The sequence below is a fragment of the Micromonospora sp. NPDC049523 genome (assembly GCF_040676775.1).
In the GTDB taxonomy this organism is placed as follows: domain Bacteria; phylum Actinomycetota; class Actinomycetes; order Mycobacteriales; family Micromonosporaceae; genus Micromonospora_G.
Window position 1 is genome coordinate 25,029 of the sequence record NZ_JBFAPP010000026.1, and the last position, 16,984, is coordinate 42,012.

Here is a 16,984-nt window from a genome sequence, read left to right on the forward strand (position 1 = left end):
CGCGGCACGGCACACATCAGCGGGAGCGAGGATATCGGTCCGGCGATGTTCTGAATAAGGTTCACCCATGCAACAGCGACCGCTCGGCCGAAGCGGGCTGGCGGTTTCGCGGCTCGCGCTCGGCACCATGACCTGGGGTCGGGACACCGACGCCGACGACGCGGCCGCCCAACTGAAGAGCTTTCTCGATGCCGGCGGGAATCTGGTCGACACCGCCGACGTGTATTCCGACGGCGACGCGGAGTCGGTGATCGGTTCGTTGCTGGGCACCCTGGTCCCCCGCGAGGACCTGCTGATCGCGACCAAGGCGGGGCTGCGGCCGGGGTCCGCGCGCCGCCGCGACGGCTCGCGGGGGCATCTGCTGCGCACCCTGGACGCCTCACTGCGCCGGCTGGGCACCGACCACGTGGACCTGTGGCAGGTGCACGGTTACGACCCGGACACCCCGCTGGAGGAAACCCTCGCCGCCATGGACCACGCGGTGAACAGCGGCCGGGTCCGGTACGTCGGGGTGTCGAACTTCTCCGGCTGGCAGACCGCGCGGGCCGCCACCTGGCAGGCGGCGTTCCCCGGCCGGGCGCCGGTGATCGCCGCCCAGGTGGAGTACTCGCTGCTGGAGCGTGGCATCGAACGTGAGGTGCTGCCCGCCTGCGAGGACCTGGGGCTGGGCGTGCTGCCCTGGTCGCCGCTGGGTCGGGGCGTGCTGACCGGCAAGTACCGGCACGGCCGGCCGGCCGACTCCCGGGCCGCCTCGCCGCACTTCGAGCGCTTCGTCGCAAGCTACCTGGAGCCCCGCTGCTCCAGCATCGTCGAGGCGGTCGCCACCGCGGCCGGCGGACTGGGCGTGTCACCCCTGGAGGTGGCCCTGGCCTGGGTACGCGACCGGCCCGGTGTGGTCGCCCCGATCCTGGGCGCCCGTACGGTCGGCCAACTGCTCGGCGCGCTGGCGGTCGAACGGATGACCCTGCCGGGGGAGATCGCCCGTGCCCTGGACGACGTGTCGGCCGTACCGGTCGGCTATCCGGAGCGGGACGGCTGACCGGGTAGTCGACCCGATCTCAAGGACTGGTGTCTCCGGACGGGCGTGGGCAGGATAGGGGGCATGGACTACGAATACGCCCCGCTACGGTTGCCGTCGAACGTCGATCGGATGACCGCCGCGGCTCAACTGGCGATCCAGGCCGAATTCTCCGGTTGGGAGCTGGCCCGGGTGCGACTGTTCCGGGACGGTACGCGGCAAGTGGTGCTGCGTCGCCGCCTGGCACAAACGTCGCAACCGGGCCTCTCCTACTGATCCACGACGCGCGGTCGACTACCGGGCCGACGGCTCGTGGTCGTGGTCGTGGTCGGCGTCGGTCGGCAGGAACGGGTGTTCGTCGAGCCGGCCGACGAGCTGGTCCTCGGCACCCGGCTGGAACGGACCCGCGCTGTCGTCGTCGTCGAACGACTCCAGGTTGAGCGGCTCCGCGACCTCGCTGACGATCACCAGACCGTCGAGCGGCTCCAGCTCCGGGATGTCGAGGGCGCCGAGCGAACCGTCGCCGGTCTGGAGCAGCTCCAGCACCGCCTCGCCGACCCCCTCGACCGGCTCGGACTCCTCGTCCTCGCCGGCGGCGGCGCGGCGGGCGGCCTCGGCCACCCGGATCAGTGCCGCGACGCTGGGCACCCGGTAGTCGCGCCGCTGGCGGACCGAGAGCACCCGCGGGTGCGGGTCGGTCGGCTCGTTGCCGTCGACGCCGCCCAGGCCGACGCCGAACCGCTCGTCGGCCTCGTTCGGGTCGATCGACTCCACGTCCCAGGGAGTGACCTCGCCGAACGCGTCGAGCAGCCGCTCGTCGTACTCGAACGAGGCGTTGTTGAGCGCGACGTACGCCTGCCAGACGTCGTCGTCGTCGATCCGGCCCTGCGCGGCCTTGACCGCGGCGAGGTGGGCCCGAGCGGTCGAGATGACCCGCTCCAGGGCGGCGTCCAGCTCGGCGTGCTGGTCGGTCATGGTGTGGCTTTCCCTTCGAGGTGGCATAACGCGGGACATGATGAACCCGCGGCGTGTCGTTGACGCCCCGGTTTGCGAACTGCTCCGGCGCGACTAGCTGCCGCGCAGGAACCGGTCGAGTACCCGCACGCCGAACTGTAGTCCGTCGACCGGTACGCGCTCGTCAATGCCATGGAACAACGCGGAGAAGTTCAGGTCCGCGGGCAGGCGGAGCGGCGCGAAGCCGAAGCAGCGGATGCCCAGCCGCTCGAACGCCTTGGCGTCGGTCCCGCCGGAGAGCATGTACGGCACCGGCCGGGCACCCGGGTCCTCCGCCCGCAGCGCCGCCGACATCGCATCGACCAGGTCCCCGTCGAAGGTGGTCTCGACCGCCGGCTGCCGGTGGGTGTACTCCACCTCGATCTCCGGCCCGATGACCTGGCGCAGCTGCTCCAACAGCAGCTCGGACTGCCCGGGCAGGCTACGGCAGTCGATGGTCGCGCTGGCCCGGCCGGGAATCACGTTGTCCTTGTAACCGGCCTCGAGCCGGGTCGGGTTCGCGGTGTTGCGGATGGTCGCGCCGACGATGTTCGCGATCGGGCCGAGCTTGGCGATCGCCAGCTCCGGATCGTTCGGGTCGAACTCGATCCCGAGCAGCTCGGAAACCTGCTCCAGGAAGGTCCGTACGGTCGGGGTCAGCACGACCGGGAAACTGTGCCGGCCGACCCGCGCGACCGCCTCGGCCAGCGCAGTGACCGCGTTGTCGTCGTGGACCATCGAACCGTGACCCGGCCGCCCCTTCGCGTGCAGGCGCAGCCAGTCCAGGCCCTTCTCGGCCGTCTGGATCAGGTAGAGCCGCAGGTCGTCGTTGACCGAGTAGGAGAAGCCGCCGACCTCGCCGATCGCCTCGGTGCACCCGTCGAACAGCTCCCGGTGCCGGTCGACCAGGAAGTGGGCGCCGTAGTCGCCGCCGGCCTCCTCGTCGGCCGTGTACGCCAGCACGATGTCGCGCGGCGGGCGGACGCCGGTGCGCTGCCACTGGCGGACCACCGCCAGCACCATCGCGTCGAAGTCCTTCATGTCGATGGCGCCCCGACCCCAGAGGTAGCCGTCCCGGAGCTCGCCGGAGAACGGGTGCACCGACCACTCACTGGCGTCGGCCGGTACCACGTCGAGGTGCCCGTGCACCAGTAGCGCACCGCGACCAGGATCGGTGCCCGGGATCCGGGCCACCAGGCTGGTCCGGCCGGGTGCCGACTCGCGCAACTCGGAGGTGATGCCGACCTCCGCGAGCTGGCCGGCCACGTACTCCGCGGCCACCCGTTCGCCGGCGCTGGTGGCGTTGTCGCCGGTATTGCTGGTGTCGATGAGCAGCAGGTCACGGCAGATGTCGACGACCTCGTCGGTGGCGCTGGGATGGTTGGGAGCGGCATGGCTGGTCATGCGCTTCTTCATACCAGCCCACCCCGGTGCCCGGTCGGCTCGGCCCGCCCTGTGGTCGCGACAACCCCATTGCCGCACCTCCCCAGCCGACTACCGAGGGTGACCGGAACGGGGCACGCCGGACCGGGACATCGACCGCCGGGTTTGGCCCTCCAGCGGTACGGGTATCGCCGTCGGCGTCCCCACATCCACCTACGTCACCGCAGTGCCGCTCCCAGGAGGACCCCCGTGACCGTGCCCCTACCCCCGCTGCCGCCCACCGCCGGCGACGACGACGAGCACTACCGTCCCGGCGGGCTCAGCATGGTCGAACTGCTCACCCAGGAGCACGAGCAGATCGGCGCCCTCTGCCGGGAACTGGCCGATCCGGCGCTGCCGGCCGACCAGCGGCACCGGGTCGCCGAGGTGCTCACCGCGACCCTCACCCGGCACCTGTCGGCCGAGGAGCAGTACCTCTACCCCAGCGTGCGCAGTGCGCTGCCGGACGGTGCACCGGTCGCGGACCGGGAGATCGCCGCAGACGCGGCGCTGCTGCGTTCACTCGTGGACCTGTCCGGGGCGACGACCGGGGAGCCGGAGTTCGAGCGGACCCTCGGCGACATCACCGAGCAGGTCAGCCGGCACAACCGGGTCGCGGCGACCGAGATCTTCCCGGCGCTGCACTCGATCGCCACCGAGGCCGACCTGATCCGGCTCGGCAACCGGGTGCAGATCGCCGAGGAGGCGGCACCCACCCGCCCGCACCCGACCACCCCGGCCACGCCGCCGTGGAACCGGATCGTCGAACCCGCGGTGGGCGTGGTCGACAAGGTCCGCGACGCGGTCAGCGGACGGCAGACGTACGTTGAGGATCTGCCCGACGCCCAGCGGCCCTGACCGGACCCGCCGCCCGGCCGTCGGGGTCCACCGGGGACGGGAGTGGCGGTGCGGGACGCGATCGTGGTGCGTGGCGGCTGGGACGGGCACGTTCCGGTGCAGGCGACAGAGCTGTTCGCCCCGTTCCTCCGGGAACGGGGCTTCGCCGTGCAGGTCTACGAGGACCTCGACGTCTACACCGACGCGGCCCGGCTGGCCGCCGCCGACCTGATCGTGCAGTGCTGGTCGATCGGCACCATCACCGACGCGCAGGCGACCGGACTGGCCGACGCGGTCCGGGCCGGTACGGGATTCGCCGGTTGGCACGGCGGCATCGTCGGCGCCTTCCACCACACCACCTACCACCAGCTCACCGGTGGCGTCTTCGTGCACCACCCGCCGGGCTTCGTCGAGCACGAGCTGACGGTGGTGCCGGAACGGGCCGGGCACCCGGTTGTCGCCGGCATCGGCTCGGTCGCCCTGCACACGGAGAAGTACTGGGTGCTGTCGGACCCGCTCAACGACGTACTCGCCACGGTGACCTTCGATCCCGAGCCCGCCGACCCGGCCGCCGCCGGGCCGTCGGGGACAGCGTGGCACCGGCCGGTCACCCTGCCCGCAATATGGACTCGAAACTGGGGCTCCGGCCGGATATTCGTATCGACGATCGGCCATAAGCTGGACGATTTTGAGGTGCCCGAGGTCCGTACCATCACCGAGCGTGGGTTGCTCTGGGCGGCGCGTTAGCCCAGGTGGACCGTTCGGCTGCCCTTTACTTTTCGTTTGGGGGATCTTTCACTGGCCGAAGGTCTTCCCGTAGATCCCGTCATAGTCCTACCGTCACGCTATGAACCTGGAGCTGCGGCACCTGAAGGTGGTCTGCGCGATCGCGGAGACCGGCAGCGTGACCAAAGCTGCGTCCACACTGGGACTGGCGCAACCCGCCCTCACCGCACAACTTCAGCGCATCGAGCGCACGCTCGGCGGCCCACTGTTCGAACGGGACCGCCGGGGCGCCCGACCGACCGCACTCGGGGAGCTGGTGCTCGCCCGTGCCCGGGTGCTCCTGCCGGCGATGAAGGGGCTCCAGGACGAGGCGGCCCGGCTCGCCGGCACCGGTACGACGCTGAGCCGGTACCGGTTCGGTGGGGTGAACAGCCCACTGGTGGGCCGGCTGGTACACCGGCTCGCGGCCGACCAGCCGCACGCCCAGATCAGCACCTACGCCTCCTGGTACGTCGACGAGCTGGCCCAGATGGTGCTCAGTGGCCGGCTCGACTACGCCCTGGCCGGGGTCTGCGGCGACGCCACCCCGTCGGCTGAGTTCGGGTTGACCTGGCGGGCGATCGCGGTCGACGCGGTGTTTGTCGTCCTGCCCGAGGCACACCCGCTCGCCGCCGCCGACGAGGTCAAGCTGGAGATGCTGCGCGACGAGCAGTGGGCGGTGGCACCCGGCGACGGCTGCTTCGGTGACTGCTTCGCGGCCGCCTGCGCACGGGCCGGCTTCACCCCGCGCAAGATGTACGAGACCGACATCCGGGGCTGTCTGGACCTGGTCGACGCCGGTGAGGCGGTGGCGCTGGCGCAGGCCACGTTCCGTCCGGTTTCCGGCCTGGTGACCCGGCCGCTGGCCGGTGCGCCGCTGCGGTGGCGGTTGCTGCTCGGCTGGCACCCGGAGGCCCCGGCGGCCGGGATCGCCGACCGGGTGCTCGGCCACGCGGTGGCCGCGTACACCGACTCGCTGCACCGCAACCCCGACTATCTCGCCTGGCTCGCCCGCAACCCGGCCTTCGGGCCGCAGCAGATGGCCGCCGCCTGACCGATCCAACCGTCGGCGCGGCCGGCCTGACCTGCCGACGTGTGCCCGCCGGCAGGACCATGCCTGGCGCCCCTGCGGGCGCGCGGTCATAGGCCCGCGCGGTATGAGCTAGGTGATATATACCTGTGTCGATTCTGTGGCCGATAGGTTAAGCCTGCCCCGCTCGATCCAGTCCCGGCGGGCGGCCGACGGCCGTCCGGCACCGGGACTGACCCCGGATCGGCAGGGCACCGGACCATCCACATCGCCGGGTCACCGGGCTGGACGCGCCCGCGTCGCCACGGCGTGGTGAAGCAACCCCCATGTTCCCGCTTCGCCCGCCGTGCCGGGAGCCGGCATACCCCCAAGGAGACGAACGGATGAAGCGAAGACTCGCCGCGGTGGCAGCGGTGATCCTGCTGCCCACGGGTGTCCTCACGACCGTGGGCCTACCCGCGACCGCGGCCCCCGGCACCGCATCGACGAGCGCGGCGGACACCGCCGCGGCGCCGGAGATGCTCGCCGCCATGCAGCGTGACCTCGGCCTGACCGCCACCGAGGCGAAGGACCGGATCACCCGGGACGACAAGGCCAGCCGGACCGACGCCAACCTGCGCAAGTCCCTCGGCGGGGCGTACGCGGGTGGTTGGGTGAGCGCCGACGGCGGCGCCCTGGTCGTCGCGATCACCGACGCCGCGCTCGCCGGCCGGGTCACCGGCGCGGGCGCCCAGGCGAAGGTGGTGGCGCGCAGCGCGGCACAACTCGACGGCGTCAAGAACGGGCTGGACCGGGCCGCCACCAAGGCGACCCACGAATCGGTCGCCGGCTGGTACGTCGACGTGGCCAGCAACACCGTGGTCGTACTGGCCAAGGACAACACCGCGGCGAGCACGTTCGTGAAGGCTAGCGGCGTAGACGCCAAGGCGGTCCGGCTGGTCCCCACCACCGAGTCCCCGGTGCCGTTCTACGACGTACGCGGCGGCGACGCCTACTACATGGGCGGCGGGCGCTGCTCGGTCGGCTTCCCGGTGACCGGCGGCTACGTGACGGCCGGCCACTGTGGCACCACCGGCACCGCGACCCAGGGCTACAACCAGGTCGCCTCCGGCACCTTCCGGGGCTCCTCGTTCCCGGGCAACGACTACGCCTGGGTGCAGACGAACTCGAACTGGACCCCGCAGCCGTGGGTGAACAACTACGCCGGAGGCAACGTGACCGTGGCCGGCTCCACCGAGTCGGCGGTCGGCGCGGCCATCTGCCGCTCCGGCTCCACCACCGGATGGAAGTGCGGCACCGTACAGGCGAAGAACTCGTCGGTGACGTACCCGCAGGGCACCGTGTCCGGCCTGACCCGGACCAACGCCTGCGCCGAGCCGGGTGACTCGGGCGGCTCCTGGCTCTCCGGCCAGCAGGCGCAGGGTGTCACCTCCGGCGGCTCCGGCAACTGCACCTCCGGTGGGACCACCTACTTCCAGCCGGTCAACGAGATCCTCTCGGTGTACGGCCTGACGCTGCGTACCGGCAGTGGTGGGGGGAACCCGCCGCCGACCGGCTGCACCGGTTACGAGGCGACCTACACCGGCTCGGTGACCAGCGGCAACAGCCAGTTCCAGCCGGGCGGCAGCTACTACCAGTCGACCGTCTCCGGCACCCACCGCGGCTGCCTCGACGGCCCGTCCGGGGTGGACTTCGACCTCTACCTGCAGAAGTGGAACGGCAGCGCCTGGGTCGACGTGGCGGCCGGCGAAACCGCCAGCTCCGACGAGACGATCACGTACAACGGCACCGCCGGTTACTACCGCTACGACGTCTACGCGTACAGCGGCTCGGGCAGCTACTCGCTCGGCATCACCAACCCGTAATCGGACACCGGCCGGCGCGGGCCAGACCCGCGCCGGCCGGCACCGTTCCCGGATCCGGGCGGGGTGCGGGGTACGCACCGGACTCCGCAACCCGCCCCTCGGTCCCCGACCGGCTGACGCCCCCCGACGCGACCGGCGCGGCCGGCGGCCGAGAGGTGCGAATCGCCCCGAACCGGGTACCGGTAGGTACATGACCGACCTCATCCCGCCCGACGACGCCCGGGAGAACGCCCGGCGGATCGCCGCCGCCCACACCGCCGCCTCCCGCGACCTGGAGGCGTTCCTGCGCCGGGCACCGGACCTGCCCTCTCCCGCCGACGTCGCCGAGTACGCGGCCCTGCTCGCCCGCGAGGAGGCGCTGCGCGACGAACGCCGGGACGCCGCCGAGTCGGCCGGCCTGGGCGCCCCCAGCATCGGCGGCGAATGACATCGGCATGACAGAAGGGCCCCTCGTCGACGCGTTCCGATACGAGGGGCCCTTCCTGTCGCCTAGCGCGTGGGGCCCATCGCCCAACTCCGCCTGACGCCCATCGCCCAACTCCGCCTGATGTTCCTCGCCTGGCGGCCGGTGGCGGCGGACCGCGGGGTCAGCGTTCGAGCAGGGGGTCGTGGCCCAGGTCGAGCAGGGCCCGGCGCCAGCCCTCGTCGCTCGGTCCGGCATCGGGGCGGGTGTCGAGCAGCCCTTCGATTCCGTCCACGGTCACCCGCATCACGTCGATGTCCTCCGGCGTCAGGTCGACCTTGCGCTTGCGCTTCACGGCGAGGATCTGCCGTCCCGGTTCGGGCAGGTCGAGGTCGGGGTCCGGGCTGAACGCCTCCTCCCCCGACCCCTGCGTCATCAACCAGGTACGCAACTGCTCCGAGCTGACGTTGACCCGGTCGTGGAAGTCCTGCCAGAGTTGCTCGACCTCGGGCTCGATGCGTTGGTCGCGGGCCATCACCGCTCCTTCCGGGAGGTCGACGAGGTGCCCGCCGGGTCGTCCTCGCCCCGGTCACCCTCGTCACGGTCAGCGTCGTCGCGGTCGGGCCGGTCCCGCTCGCCCCGCAACTGCGTACGGTCCGGGTTGGCGGTCGGCGGCTGCAGCACCGCATCGGTCTTCGGGCTCTTCTCCCGGCTCTCCTCGGGTTGACTCACCGTCTGACTCCCCTCGCCGTGCCGTCGGGACCTTCCGTATCCGCGCACCTCGACCCGCCGACCAGAGCACCGCAGCCCGCCCGCCCACCGGTGCCCGTCCGGCTGCCGGTACTCGTCCGGCTGCCGGTACTCGTCCGACCGGCGGCGCTCATTCGGCTGCCGCCGCGGCTGCGGCGGTGTTGCGTCCGCTGCTGTGGCCGCTGTCGGACACGTCGAAGGTGAGCGCGCCGTCGGCGGCGTCGACGGTCACCCGCTGCCCCGGCGAGAGCGAACCGTCCAGCAACATCCGGGACAGCCGGTTGTCGATCTCGCGTTGGATCGTCCGGCGCAACGGTCGGGCACCGAACTCCGGCTGGTAACCGTGCTCGGCGATCCAGTCCACCCCGGCGGTGGTGAAGTCGACCACGATGTCCTGCGCGTGCAGGCGGCGGCGGGTGTCCTCGAGCAGCAACTCGGTGATCTGCCGCAACTGCTCGCTCTCCAACCGACGGAAGATGATCACCTCGTCGATCCGGTTGAGGAACTCCGGACGGAAGTGCTCCTGCAGCCGGCGCATCAGCCGCTCGCGCAGCTCGATGCTCTCGTCCTCTTCCCCGTCGCCGCCGAACCCGACGCTGCGTTGGGTGCCGGTGATCAGCTCCGACCCCAGATTGCTCGTCATGATCAGTACGCTGTTGCGGAAGTTGACCGTACGGCCCTGGCTGTCGGTGAGCCGGCCGTCGTCGAGTACCTGCAACAGGATGTTGAACACGTCGGGATGCGCCTTCTCGATCTCGTCGAGCAGCACCACCGCGTACGGGCGGCGGCGTACCGCCTCGGTGAGCTGGCCCGCCTCCTCGTAGCCGACGTATCCGGGTGGAGCACCGACCAACCGGCTGACCGTGTGCCGTTCCTGGAACTCGCTCATGTCGAGCCGGATCATCCGGTCGGACTCGCCGAACAGCGCCTCGGCCAGGGCCCGCGCCAGTTCGGTCTTGCCGACCCCGGTCGGGCCGAGGAACAGGAAACTGCCCATCGGCCGGTCCGGATCCGCCAGCCCGGTACGCGAGCGCCGCACCGCCTCGGCGACCGCGTTGACCGCGTCGTCCTGGCCGACGATCCGCTCGTGCAGGTGCCCCTCCAACCGCAGCAGCCGGTCGCGTTCCTCCTCGGTGAGCTGGCTGACCGGGATTCCGGTCGCGCGGGAGACCACCTCGGCGATCTCCTGTGGGCGTACCTCGGGCACCTGCTGCTGGCCGTTGTCGCCCCGGGACGACTCGATCCGCTCCTGCACGCCCTGCAACCGGTCGCGCAACTGCGACGCCCGCTCGTACTGCTCGTCGGCGACCGCCTGTTCCTTGTCCCGGCGCAGGTCCTCGAGCTCCCGCTCCAGGTCGCGTACGTCGTTGTCGGGCGTACGGGTGCGCAGCCGTACCCGGGCGCCCGCCTGGTCGAGCAGGTCGATCGCCTTGTCCGGCAGGAACCGGTCGGTCAGGTAGCGGTCGGACAGTTCGGAGGCGGCGACCAGGGCCTCGTCGCTGAAGCGCACCTGGTGGTGTGCCTCGTACCGGTCACGCAGCCCGCGCAGGATCGCCACCGTGTCGTCGACCGACGGCTCCGGCACCAGCACCGGCTGGAACCGCCGGGCCAGTGCCGCGTCCTTCTCGATGTGCCGCCGGTACTCGTTCAGCGTGGTCGCGCCGACGACCCGCAACTCGCCCCGGGCGAGCGCCGGCTTGAGCATGTTGCTGGCGTCCATCCCGCCCTCGCTGCCCGCGCCACCGGCGCCGACCAGGGTGTGCAGTTCGTCGAGGAAGACGATGAGCTCCTCACCGTGGGCGCGGATCTCGTCGATGACCTTCTTCAGCCGCTCCTCGAAGTCGCCGCGGTAGCGGGTGCCGGCGACCAACCCGGCCAGGTCGAGTTGGACCACCCGCTTGCCGAGCAGGGTGCGGGGTACGTCGCCGTCGGCGATCCGCTCCGCCAGCCCTTCGACGATGGCGGTCTTGCCGACCCCGGCCTCGCCGATCAGCACCGGGTTGTTCTTGGTCCGGCGGGACAGGATCTCCACCGCCTGCTCGATCTCGTCGGCCCGGCCGATGACCGGGTCGATCTCGTCGGCGCGGGCCAGGTCGGTGAGGTCCTGGCCGTACTGGTCCAGGGTCGGGGTGCCCCGGTCGGGCTTGGGTCCGGGCGCACCGGAGCGCTCCGAGTTGGCGTTCTGCAGCGACTGCGGCTGGATCCGGCCGGCGGCGAGCATCCGCCCGGCCGGTGACTCGGGGTTGAGCGGCAGGGCCATCAGGATGTGCTCGGGTCCGATGTAGGAGGCGCCCATGGCGCGGGAGAGCTGGTGGGCGTCGAGCAGCGCCCGCTTCGCGGCCGGGGTGAGGGAGAGGTTCGGCGGCACCTGACCCTGCGGTGCCGGCTCGGCCGGGCGCTGCTGGCCGCCGAGCGCGCCGGCCAGCGCGTCGGGGTCGGCCCCGGCCCGGCGGACGAGTTCGCGCAGCGGCTCGCGCTGCAGGGCGGCCCAGAGCAGGTGATCGGTGTCGAGGTCGTTGCTGGAGGCGGAGGCGGCCCGGCGGGCAGCGTCGGCGAGCAGTTCCCGGGCATCGGCGGTCATCAGCCGGGTGATGTCGACCCGGTGTGCCGGACGGCGACCCTCACCGCGCCCGAAGTACCGCGCCAGGAACTCGTCCCAGGGGTCAACGCCGGAGTCACCGGGTGGCTGCGTCATCTCTGGTCCCCTTCGACGGGCAAGACACGGTCGGCGTGGCCTACCCCGCGACAGGCCCGACAAACGTGCGCCGATGGCAGGCTGACCCCATGGAGACCGAGCCGCTGCTGGTGGTGGATGCCGCGAACGTGATGGGTTCCCGGCCGGACGGCTGGTGGCGGGACCGGGCCGGGGCGGCCGGGCGGCTGCGCGACGCGCTCACGCCAGTCGCCGAGACGGGTCTGCCGGACCTGCCCGGTCCGGTCGAGGTGGTGCTGGTGGTCGAGGGTGCGGCCCGCGACATCCCCGGTGCCGAGCGGGTCCGGGTGGTGGCGGCCGCCGGGTCGGGCGACGACCGGATCGTCGAGCTGGTCCGGGCGGAGGCTGCGGGGCGGCACTGCGTGGTGGTCACCGCCGACCGGGAGCTGCGGGCCCGCGTGCAGGCACTGGGGGCGGAGGTACGCGGTCCGCGCTGGTTGCGTCCCGACTGACGAGCGCCGTACGCCGGGTCGGGCGGCTGCCGTACCCCGTCTTGGGCATTCTGTCGGAGATCCGACTCAATGTTGCCCGAAAAGGCTGGTGCTGCGGTCCGACCTCGGACTCCGTCAGAAGCCACGGTGCGCGTCGGAACGGACACTGAGGCGACAACCGCCCACGGGGGTATGTTGACCCCAGAACAAATCCAGAGCCCTCCCCGCCCGCCCCCAGGAGGTTTCGCCGTGGCGAGCGTCGCCGAGCTGAAAGCAGCCATCGATGCCGCCCTCCAGCAGATCACCGAGGGCCAGACCGCGGTGCAGGCGGCCAGCGAGAAGCTGACCGAGGCACAGCAGACCCTGGCCGGCGCACTGGAGGGCAGTGGACACGAGACCGTCAGCGCCGCCCAGGCCTCGCTCTCCCAGGCCTCCCAGGAACTGGAGGAATGCCTCTCCGCGACCCTGGCCGCGGTGGAGCAGGCGCAGCTCTACGTCTCGACGCTCTGAGCCGCCGATGTCCATCGTGGAGGAACTGGGCGCGCAGGTGCGAGCCGCCGCCGACGAGCTGCCGGTGGCGTTGGTGACGGAGGCGCTGGACCGGCTCCGGCAGGCCGCGGACCGGCTGCGCTGGGTCCGCCAGGAATCGGCCGACCCGATGGGTGTGCCCGAGCTGTCCGCCGCCACCGAGCACGCGGAAACCGCCGGACACACCCTGCGGGTGGCACAGGACCAGTTCGCCGCGTACCTGGCCGCGATCGGGTTGGCCGGCGACGGCCCACCGGCCGCCGGGCAGCCGCAGCGGCGGGAGCCGACCGACGATCAGCCGACCGCCGGGCCGGGAGCCGTACCGGAGCCGCGCGGGGAGGCCGGGCCGGTGCACCGGTGGTGGTCGGTGCGGGTGACCGAGCTGACCGGCCAGCGGGACTCACCCGAGGCAAAACCGGACCGCGAGATCACCGACGCCGAGGACCTGCTGCGCCGGGTGGCCGAACGGGTACGCGCCGACGACCGCGGCCAGCTGCACGCCCAGCTCCGTGACGTACCGGCCGACGTGGGGCTGGGGATGGCCGCGGTGGCCCCACCGATGCTGCGCGACCTGGCGGCCGAACTGCTCGGGCACCCGCCCCGGGCGCAGGACCTGCCCCGGCTGCGCGGCGAACTCACCGGCAAGGCCCGCGACCTGCTCCCGGGGCTGCCCGCCGAGGTGCTGGAGACAGCACTGAGCCGGGTCTGCCGGATGCCGCCACCGAAGAACCCCACCGCGCCACCGCACCCGGCCGACCCGGCGGTGGCCGCCGGAGTGCTCACCGGCCTGCTGCTCAACCGACTCGGCCGCGACGCCCGGTCGGTGGCCGCCCAGACCCTGCGGGAGTCCGATGGCTGACGTCCGGACCCAGCTCGTCGCCCGGGTCCGCGGCATGCTGTCGCACGCGCTCGGCGCGACCCGGGGTCGGCTGACCCAGGCCCGTACCGAACTCGACGGCTCGCGCGACCGGTTGGCCCGGACCCGGCGGGCCGCCGCGCGGGTGCCGCAGCGGGTCGGCGCCGAACGGGACCGCCGGCTCGCCGAGATCGCCGACGAGTACGAGGGCCAGCTTGTCGAGCTGGCTCGGCGTACCGCCGAGGCGGCGACCGACGAGGCGCCCGGCGCGGCCAGCGCACCCTGGTCCCGGTGGCGGCCGAGCCCGGCCGACCGGCACGAACCCGCCGGTGCGCTGCGGGTCGGCGCGGTCCGGCTGCCCGGTGCCGAACCGGTGCCGGCGCTGGTGCCGCTGCTGGACCGGGGACACGTGCACCTGGCCGGCGACGACCGGGCCGGCTGCGACGCCGTGGTGGCCGCCCTGCTGCTGCGGGCGATCGGTCGCGCCGAACCCGGCGCCGTCCGGCTGATCGGCTACGACCCGGAGCACCTGGGCGGCGGGCTGGCCGGTTTCGCCCCGCTGTCCACCGCCGGGTTGCTCACCTTCGTCGGCCCGGGCGGTCTGGCCCGCCTCCTCGACGACCTGGTCGACCAGATCCGGCGGATCAACGAAACCGTGCTCGCCGGTGAGTACGGATCGCTGCGCGAACTGGCCGCCGCCACCGGCCGGCGTCCCGAACCCTGGCGGGTGGCGGTGCTGCTCGGCGGGGACGAGTTGTCCCGGCACGAGCGCGGCCAACTCGACCGGGTGGTCCGCACCGGTGCCGCCTGCGGGGTGCACCTGGTGGTCCGGGGCATCGAGCTGCCCGACGAGCCGAACGTCGAGCGGGTCCTGGTCGGTGACGGACTGACCCGGCTGCGTACCGCGCCGGGGCTGGCCGTACGGCTCGATCCGCCGCCGCCGGCCGCCCTGGTCACCGACACCTGCCGGGAGATCGCCGCGACGGTCACCGCCGGTCCCGCACCGGCACCGTTCACCGACCTGCTGCCACCGGTGGACCAGATGTGGAAGGAAGGCTCGGCGACCGGCCTGACCGTGCCGATCGGCGACGGGCCGCAGGGCCGCCCGGTGCTGCTCAGCCTCGGCGACTACCCGCCACACGCGTTGATCGGCGGCCCGTCCGGCACCGGCAAGACAAACCTGATCTTCGCCTGGATCGGTTCGCTCGCCGCCCGCTACTCCCCCGCCGAACTGGAGTTCTACCTGCTCGACTTCAAGGAGGGGGTGTCCTTCGCCCGGTTCGCCCAGGGCCGGCGGGACCCGAGCTGGCTGCCGCACATGCGGCTGGTCGGGATCAACGTCAACACCGACCGCGAGTTCGGGCTGGCGCTGCTGCGTTTCCTCGCCGAGGAACTGCGCCGCCGGGCCGACGCCGCCAAACGGCACGAGGTGACCAAACTCGCCGAGCTGCGCGCGGTCGACCCGGACGGGCACTGGCCCAGGATCGTGGCGGTCGTCGACGAGTTCCAGATGCTGCTCGCCGGCCGGGACGCGGTCGCCCGGGAGGCCGCCGACCTGCTCGAAGACCTGGCCCGACGAGGCCGGTCGCAGGGCATCCACCTGGTCCTCGCGTCGCAGGACGTACGCGGCATCGAGGCGCTGTGGGGACGGCCCGCGCTGGTCGCCCAGTTCACCCTGCGGATCGCGCTGCCGAAGGCGCTGCGCATCCTCGCCGAGCGCAACGACGCGGCCCAGGCGCTGCCCCGGCACCACGCGGTGATCAATGCCGAGTCCGGCATGGCAGAGGGCAACCAGGTGGCCCGGATCCCGTCGGCCAGCGACTGGGGCACCTGGAGCGAGCTGCAGAACCAGCTCTGGCGGATGCGCCCGCAGGACGCCGCGCCGGCCCGGTTGTTCGACGGCGACGCCGTACCCCGGCTGGCCGAGGCGCCGGACTTCGCGGCGCTGCGACCGGTCGAGGAGGCGGCCGAGAGCCGGGCCGCCGGTGGTCCCCGCGGGCCGGTCGCCCTGCTCGGCGAGATCATCGACGTCCAGTCACGGTCGGCCGGAATGCGCCTGCCCCGGGCACCCGGCCGCAACCTCGCCATCATCGGCACCCGGGTGGACGAGGCGTGCGCGGTGCTCGACGCGGCGGCGCGCTCCCTGCACCGGCAGCACGCGCCCGGCACCGCCAGGTTCTCGATCGCCTGCCTGGACCCGGACGCCGACTCGGCCGCCCGTACGCTCTACGACTCCCTCGGCGACGACGCGGCCTGGTACGACGAGGAGACGGTGCCGGAGCTGATGAGCGAGACGGCCACCGGCCTCGGGTTGGGTGCCGCGCCGGGCGAACCGCACTACCTGCTGCTGTACGCGGTCGACGCCGCCGCCGGCCGGCTGGCGGCTCGGGCCGGTGGGCGTACCGGGCTGGAACACCTGCGGCAGATCCTGCACGACGGGCCGGAGCGGCGCACCCACGTACTGGCCTGGTGGCGTGGAGTGGCCCGGATGCGGGCCGACCTCGGGGGCCCGGCCTCGCGTACGGACCAGATCGGTGCCTGGGTGGCGCTGGACGTACAGGGCGCGGAGCTGGGCTCGGCCCTGTATCCGGGCACCGGTGGGCCGGACTGGTATCCGAGGCCGTGGCGCGGGCTCTTCTTCGACCGGGCGGTGCACCGTACCGGGCAGACGATCATCCCGTACGGACCGGCCCGATGAGCGGGACGTACGCCGAGCTGATCCGCCGGCTGGCCGAGATGACCGCGCGGATGGACGCCGAACGGGGCGAGGCGCAGAGCTGGTACGCCGGCCAGGTCTCCGCCGCCGAACGCGCCGTACGCGACGCCGAGCAGGCGGTACGGCGGGCTGAGGCGGAGTTGGAGGAGGCACGGCAGGAGGCCGAGTCGACCGACGCCGAGGTGCTCCTGCTCTGGCAGACGCTGCGGGAACGGCTCGGCGGCGGGGTGCGCCGGATCGGTGACCCCCCGGTGCCGACCGCGGGTGCGCCGACGGATCCGAGAATGCTGCTCGACGGGGTCCGGGACCTGCTGGACCGGGCCAGGCATCCGGGTGAGTTGCCCGGCTCGGCCCAGCCGCTGCTGGCGGTCTTCGGCGTACTCGGTGCGGCGGTCGCGTACGCCCTGGGGTTCGCGGCCCGCGCGGCCGGCGTGCGGTACGGCGGCGACCTGGCCATCGGGATGCCGGTGCTCGGTCTGGTGGTGACGCTGGTCGGCCCGGTGGTCGGGCTGGCGCCGGCGAAGCTGCTCGCCGACCGCCGGCACGCCGGGCTGGACCCGAAGTCGGTGACCGTCGTGGTGGCCGCCGGTCTGCTCACCACCGCTGCCCTCTTCGCCCTGGTGCGCTGACGGCGACCCGCCCGACCCCGCTTTCGCG

General features: G+C 72.7%; 17 protein-coding genes. 12 read left to right on the forward strand and 5 right to left on the reverse strand.

The window, feature by feature from the left end; genetic code table 11:
• Positions 1 to 67: 67 nt before the first annotated feature.
• A complete protein-coding gene (locus AB0J90_RS30140; RefSeq protein ID WP_363601607.1) occupies positions 68 to 1,039 on the forward strand; it encodes an aldo/keto reductase in 972 nt (323 codons plus the stop codon).
• A gap of 63 nt (positions 1,040 to 1,102) precedes the next feature.
• On the forward strand, positions 1,103 to 1,294 hold the full coding sequence (locus tag AB0J90_RS30145) for a DUF5703 family protein (RefSeq protein WP_326558636.1): 192 nt from the start codon (positions 1,103 to 1,105) through the stop codon (positions 1,292 to 1,294).
• 18 nt (positions 1,295 to 1,312) lie between these two features.
• On the opposite strand, the gene AB0J90_RS30150 is transcribed toward AB0J90_RS30145, so the two are convergent.
• Positions 1,313 to 1,993, reverse strand: coding sequence for a hypothetical protein (locus AB0J90_RS30150; RefSeq protein WP_363601609.1), 681 nt, complete (start codon positions 1,991 to 1,993; stop codon positions 1,313 to 1,315).
• Between the two features lie 93 nt (positions 1,994 to 2,086).
• Positions 2,087 to 3,415 (reverse strand): M20/M25/M40 family metallo-hydrolase, encoded by a 1,329-nt coding sequence (locus AB0J90_RS30155; RefSeq protein WP_363601746.1) that lies wholly within the window; start codon positions 3,413 to 3,415, stop codon positions 2,087 to 2,089.
• A gap of 228 nt (positions 3,416 to 3,643) precedes the next feature.
• Here AB0J90_RS30155 and AB0J90_RS30160 point away from each other — a divergent pair, with 228 nt between their 5' ends.
• From AB0J90_RS30160 to AB0J90_RS30180, 5 genes are all read left to right on the forward strand, one after another.
• On the forward strand, positions 3,644 to 4,291 hold the full coding sequence (locus tag AB0J90_RS30160; protein WP_363601611.1) for a hemerythrin domain-containing protein: 648 nt from the start codon (positions 3,644 to 3,646) through the stop codon (positions 4,289 to 4,291).
• Positions 4,292 to 4,339: 48 nt separating this feature from the next.
• Positions 4,340 to 5,017: a ThuA domain-containing protein gene (locus AB0J90_RS30165; RefSeq protein ID WP_363601613.1), complete on the forward strand. Its 678-nt coding sequence runs from the start codon at positions 4,340 to 4,342 to the stop codon at positions 5,015 to 5,017.
• Positions 5,018 to 5,117: 100 nt separating this feature from the next.
• A complete protein-coding gene (locus AB0J90_RS30170; RefSeq protein WP_363601615.1) occupies positions 5,118 to 6,089 on the forward strand; it encodes a LysR family transcriptional regulator in 972 nt (323 codons plus the stop codon).
• Between the two features lie 359 nt (positions 6,090 to 6,448).
• Entirely contained in the window at positions 6,449 to 7,930 is a 1,482-nt protein-coding gene (locus AB0J90_RS30175) for a S1 family peptidase (RefSeq protein ID WP_363601617.1), read from the forward strand.
• 190 nt (positions 7,931 to 8,120) lie between these two features.
• Complete coding sequence (locus tag AB0J90_RS30180) at positions 8,121 to 8,357, forward strand: hypothetical protein (protein ID WP_363601619.1); 237 nt, start codon at positions 8,121 to 8,123, stop codon at positions 8,355 to 8,357.
• A 160-nt stretch (positions 8,358 to 8,517) separates the two neighbouring features.
• Here AB0J90_RS30180 and AB0J90_RS30185 read toward each other — a convergent pair whose 3' ends face one another.
• The 3 genes from AB0J90_RS30185 to AB0J90_RS30195 form a co-directional block, all read right to left on the reverse strand.
• Entirely contained in the window at positions 8,518 to 8,868 is a 351-nt protein-coding gene (locus tag AB0J90_RS30185; protein WP_363601620.1) for a DUF3140 domain-containing protein, read from the reverse strand.
• Positions 8,868 to 9,065, reverse strand: a complete 198-nt coding sequence (locus AB0J90_RS30190) for a hypothetical protein (protein WP_363601622.1) — start codon at positions 9,063 to 9,065, stop codon at positions 8,868 to 8,870. Before AB0J90_RS30190 ends, AB0J90_RS30185 begins: the two co-directional genes overlap by 1 nt.
• 148 nt (positions 9,066 to 9,213) lie before the next feature.
• Positions 9,214 to 11,778: an ATP-dependent Clp protease ATP-binding subunit gene (locus AB0J90_RS30195; RefSeq protein ID WP_363601624.1), complete on the reverse strand. Its 2,565-nt coding sequence runs from the start codon at positions 11,776 to 11,778 to the stop codon at positions 9,214 to 9,216.
• 89 nt (positions 11,779 to 11,867) lie between these two features.
• Between AB0J90_RS30195 and AB0J90_RS30200 the strand changes: the two genes are divergently transcribed.
• The 5 genes from AB0J90_RS30200 to AB0J90_RS30220 all read left to right on the forward strand — a co-directional run bounded on the left by AB0J90_RS30200 (position 11,868) and on the right by AB0J90_RS30220 (position 16,956).
• A complete protein-coding gene (locus AB0J90_RS30200; RefSeq protein WP_363601626.1) occupies positions 11,868 to 12,248 on the forward strand; it encodes a hypothetical protein in 381 nt (126 codons plus the stop codon).
• A 228-nt stretch (positions 12,249 to 12,476) separates the two neighbouring features.
• Positions 12,477 to 12,737: a hypothetical protein gene (locus AB0J90_RS30205; protein ID WP_326558649.1), complete on the forward strand. Its 261-nt coding sequence runs from the start codon at positions 12,477 to 12,479 to the stop codon at positions 12,735 to 12,737.
• 7 nt (positions 12,738 to 12,744) lie between these two features.
• Positions 12,745 to 13,614 carry a hypothetical protein gene (locus tag AB0J90_RS30210; protein ID WP_363601628.1) on the forward strand — a complete coding sequence of 290 codons (870 nt, stop codon included), beginning with the start codon at positions 12,745 to 12,747 and terminating at the stop codon, positions 13,612 to 13,614.
• On the forward strand, positions 13,607 to 16,309 hold the full coding sequence (locus AB0J90_RS30215) for an FtsK/SpoIIIE domain-containing protein (RefSeq protein ID WP_363601630.1): 2,703 nt from the start codon (positions 13,607 to 13,609) through the stop codon (positions 16,307 to 16,309). The genes AB0J90_RS30210 and AB0J90_RS30215 overlap by 8 nt, the downstream gene beginning before the upstream one ends.
• Positions 16,306 to 16,956 carry a hypothetical protein gene (locus AB0J90_RS30220; RefSeq protein WP_363601632.1) on the forward strand — a complete coding sequence of 217 codons (651 nt, stop codon included), beginning with the start codon at positions 16,306 to 16,308 and terminating at the stop codon, positions 16,954 to 16,956. Before AB0J90_RS30215 ends, AB0J90_RS30220 begins: the two co-directional genes overlap by 4 nt.
• Positions 16,957 to 16,984: the final 28 nt, after the last annotated feature.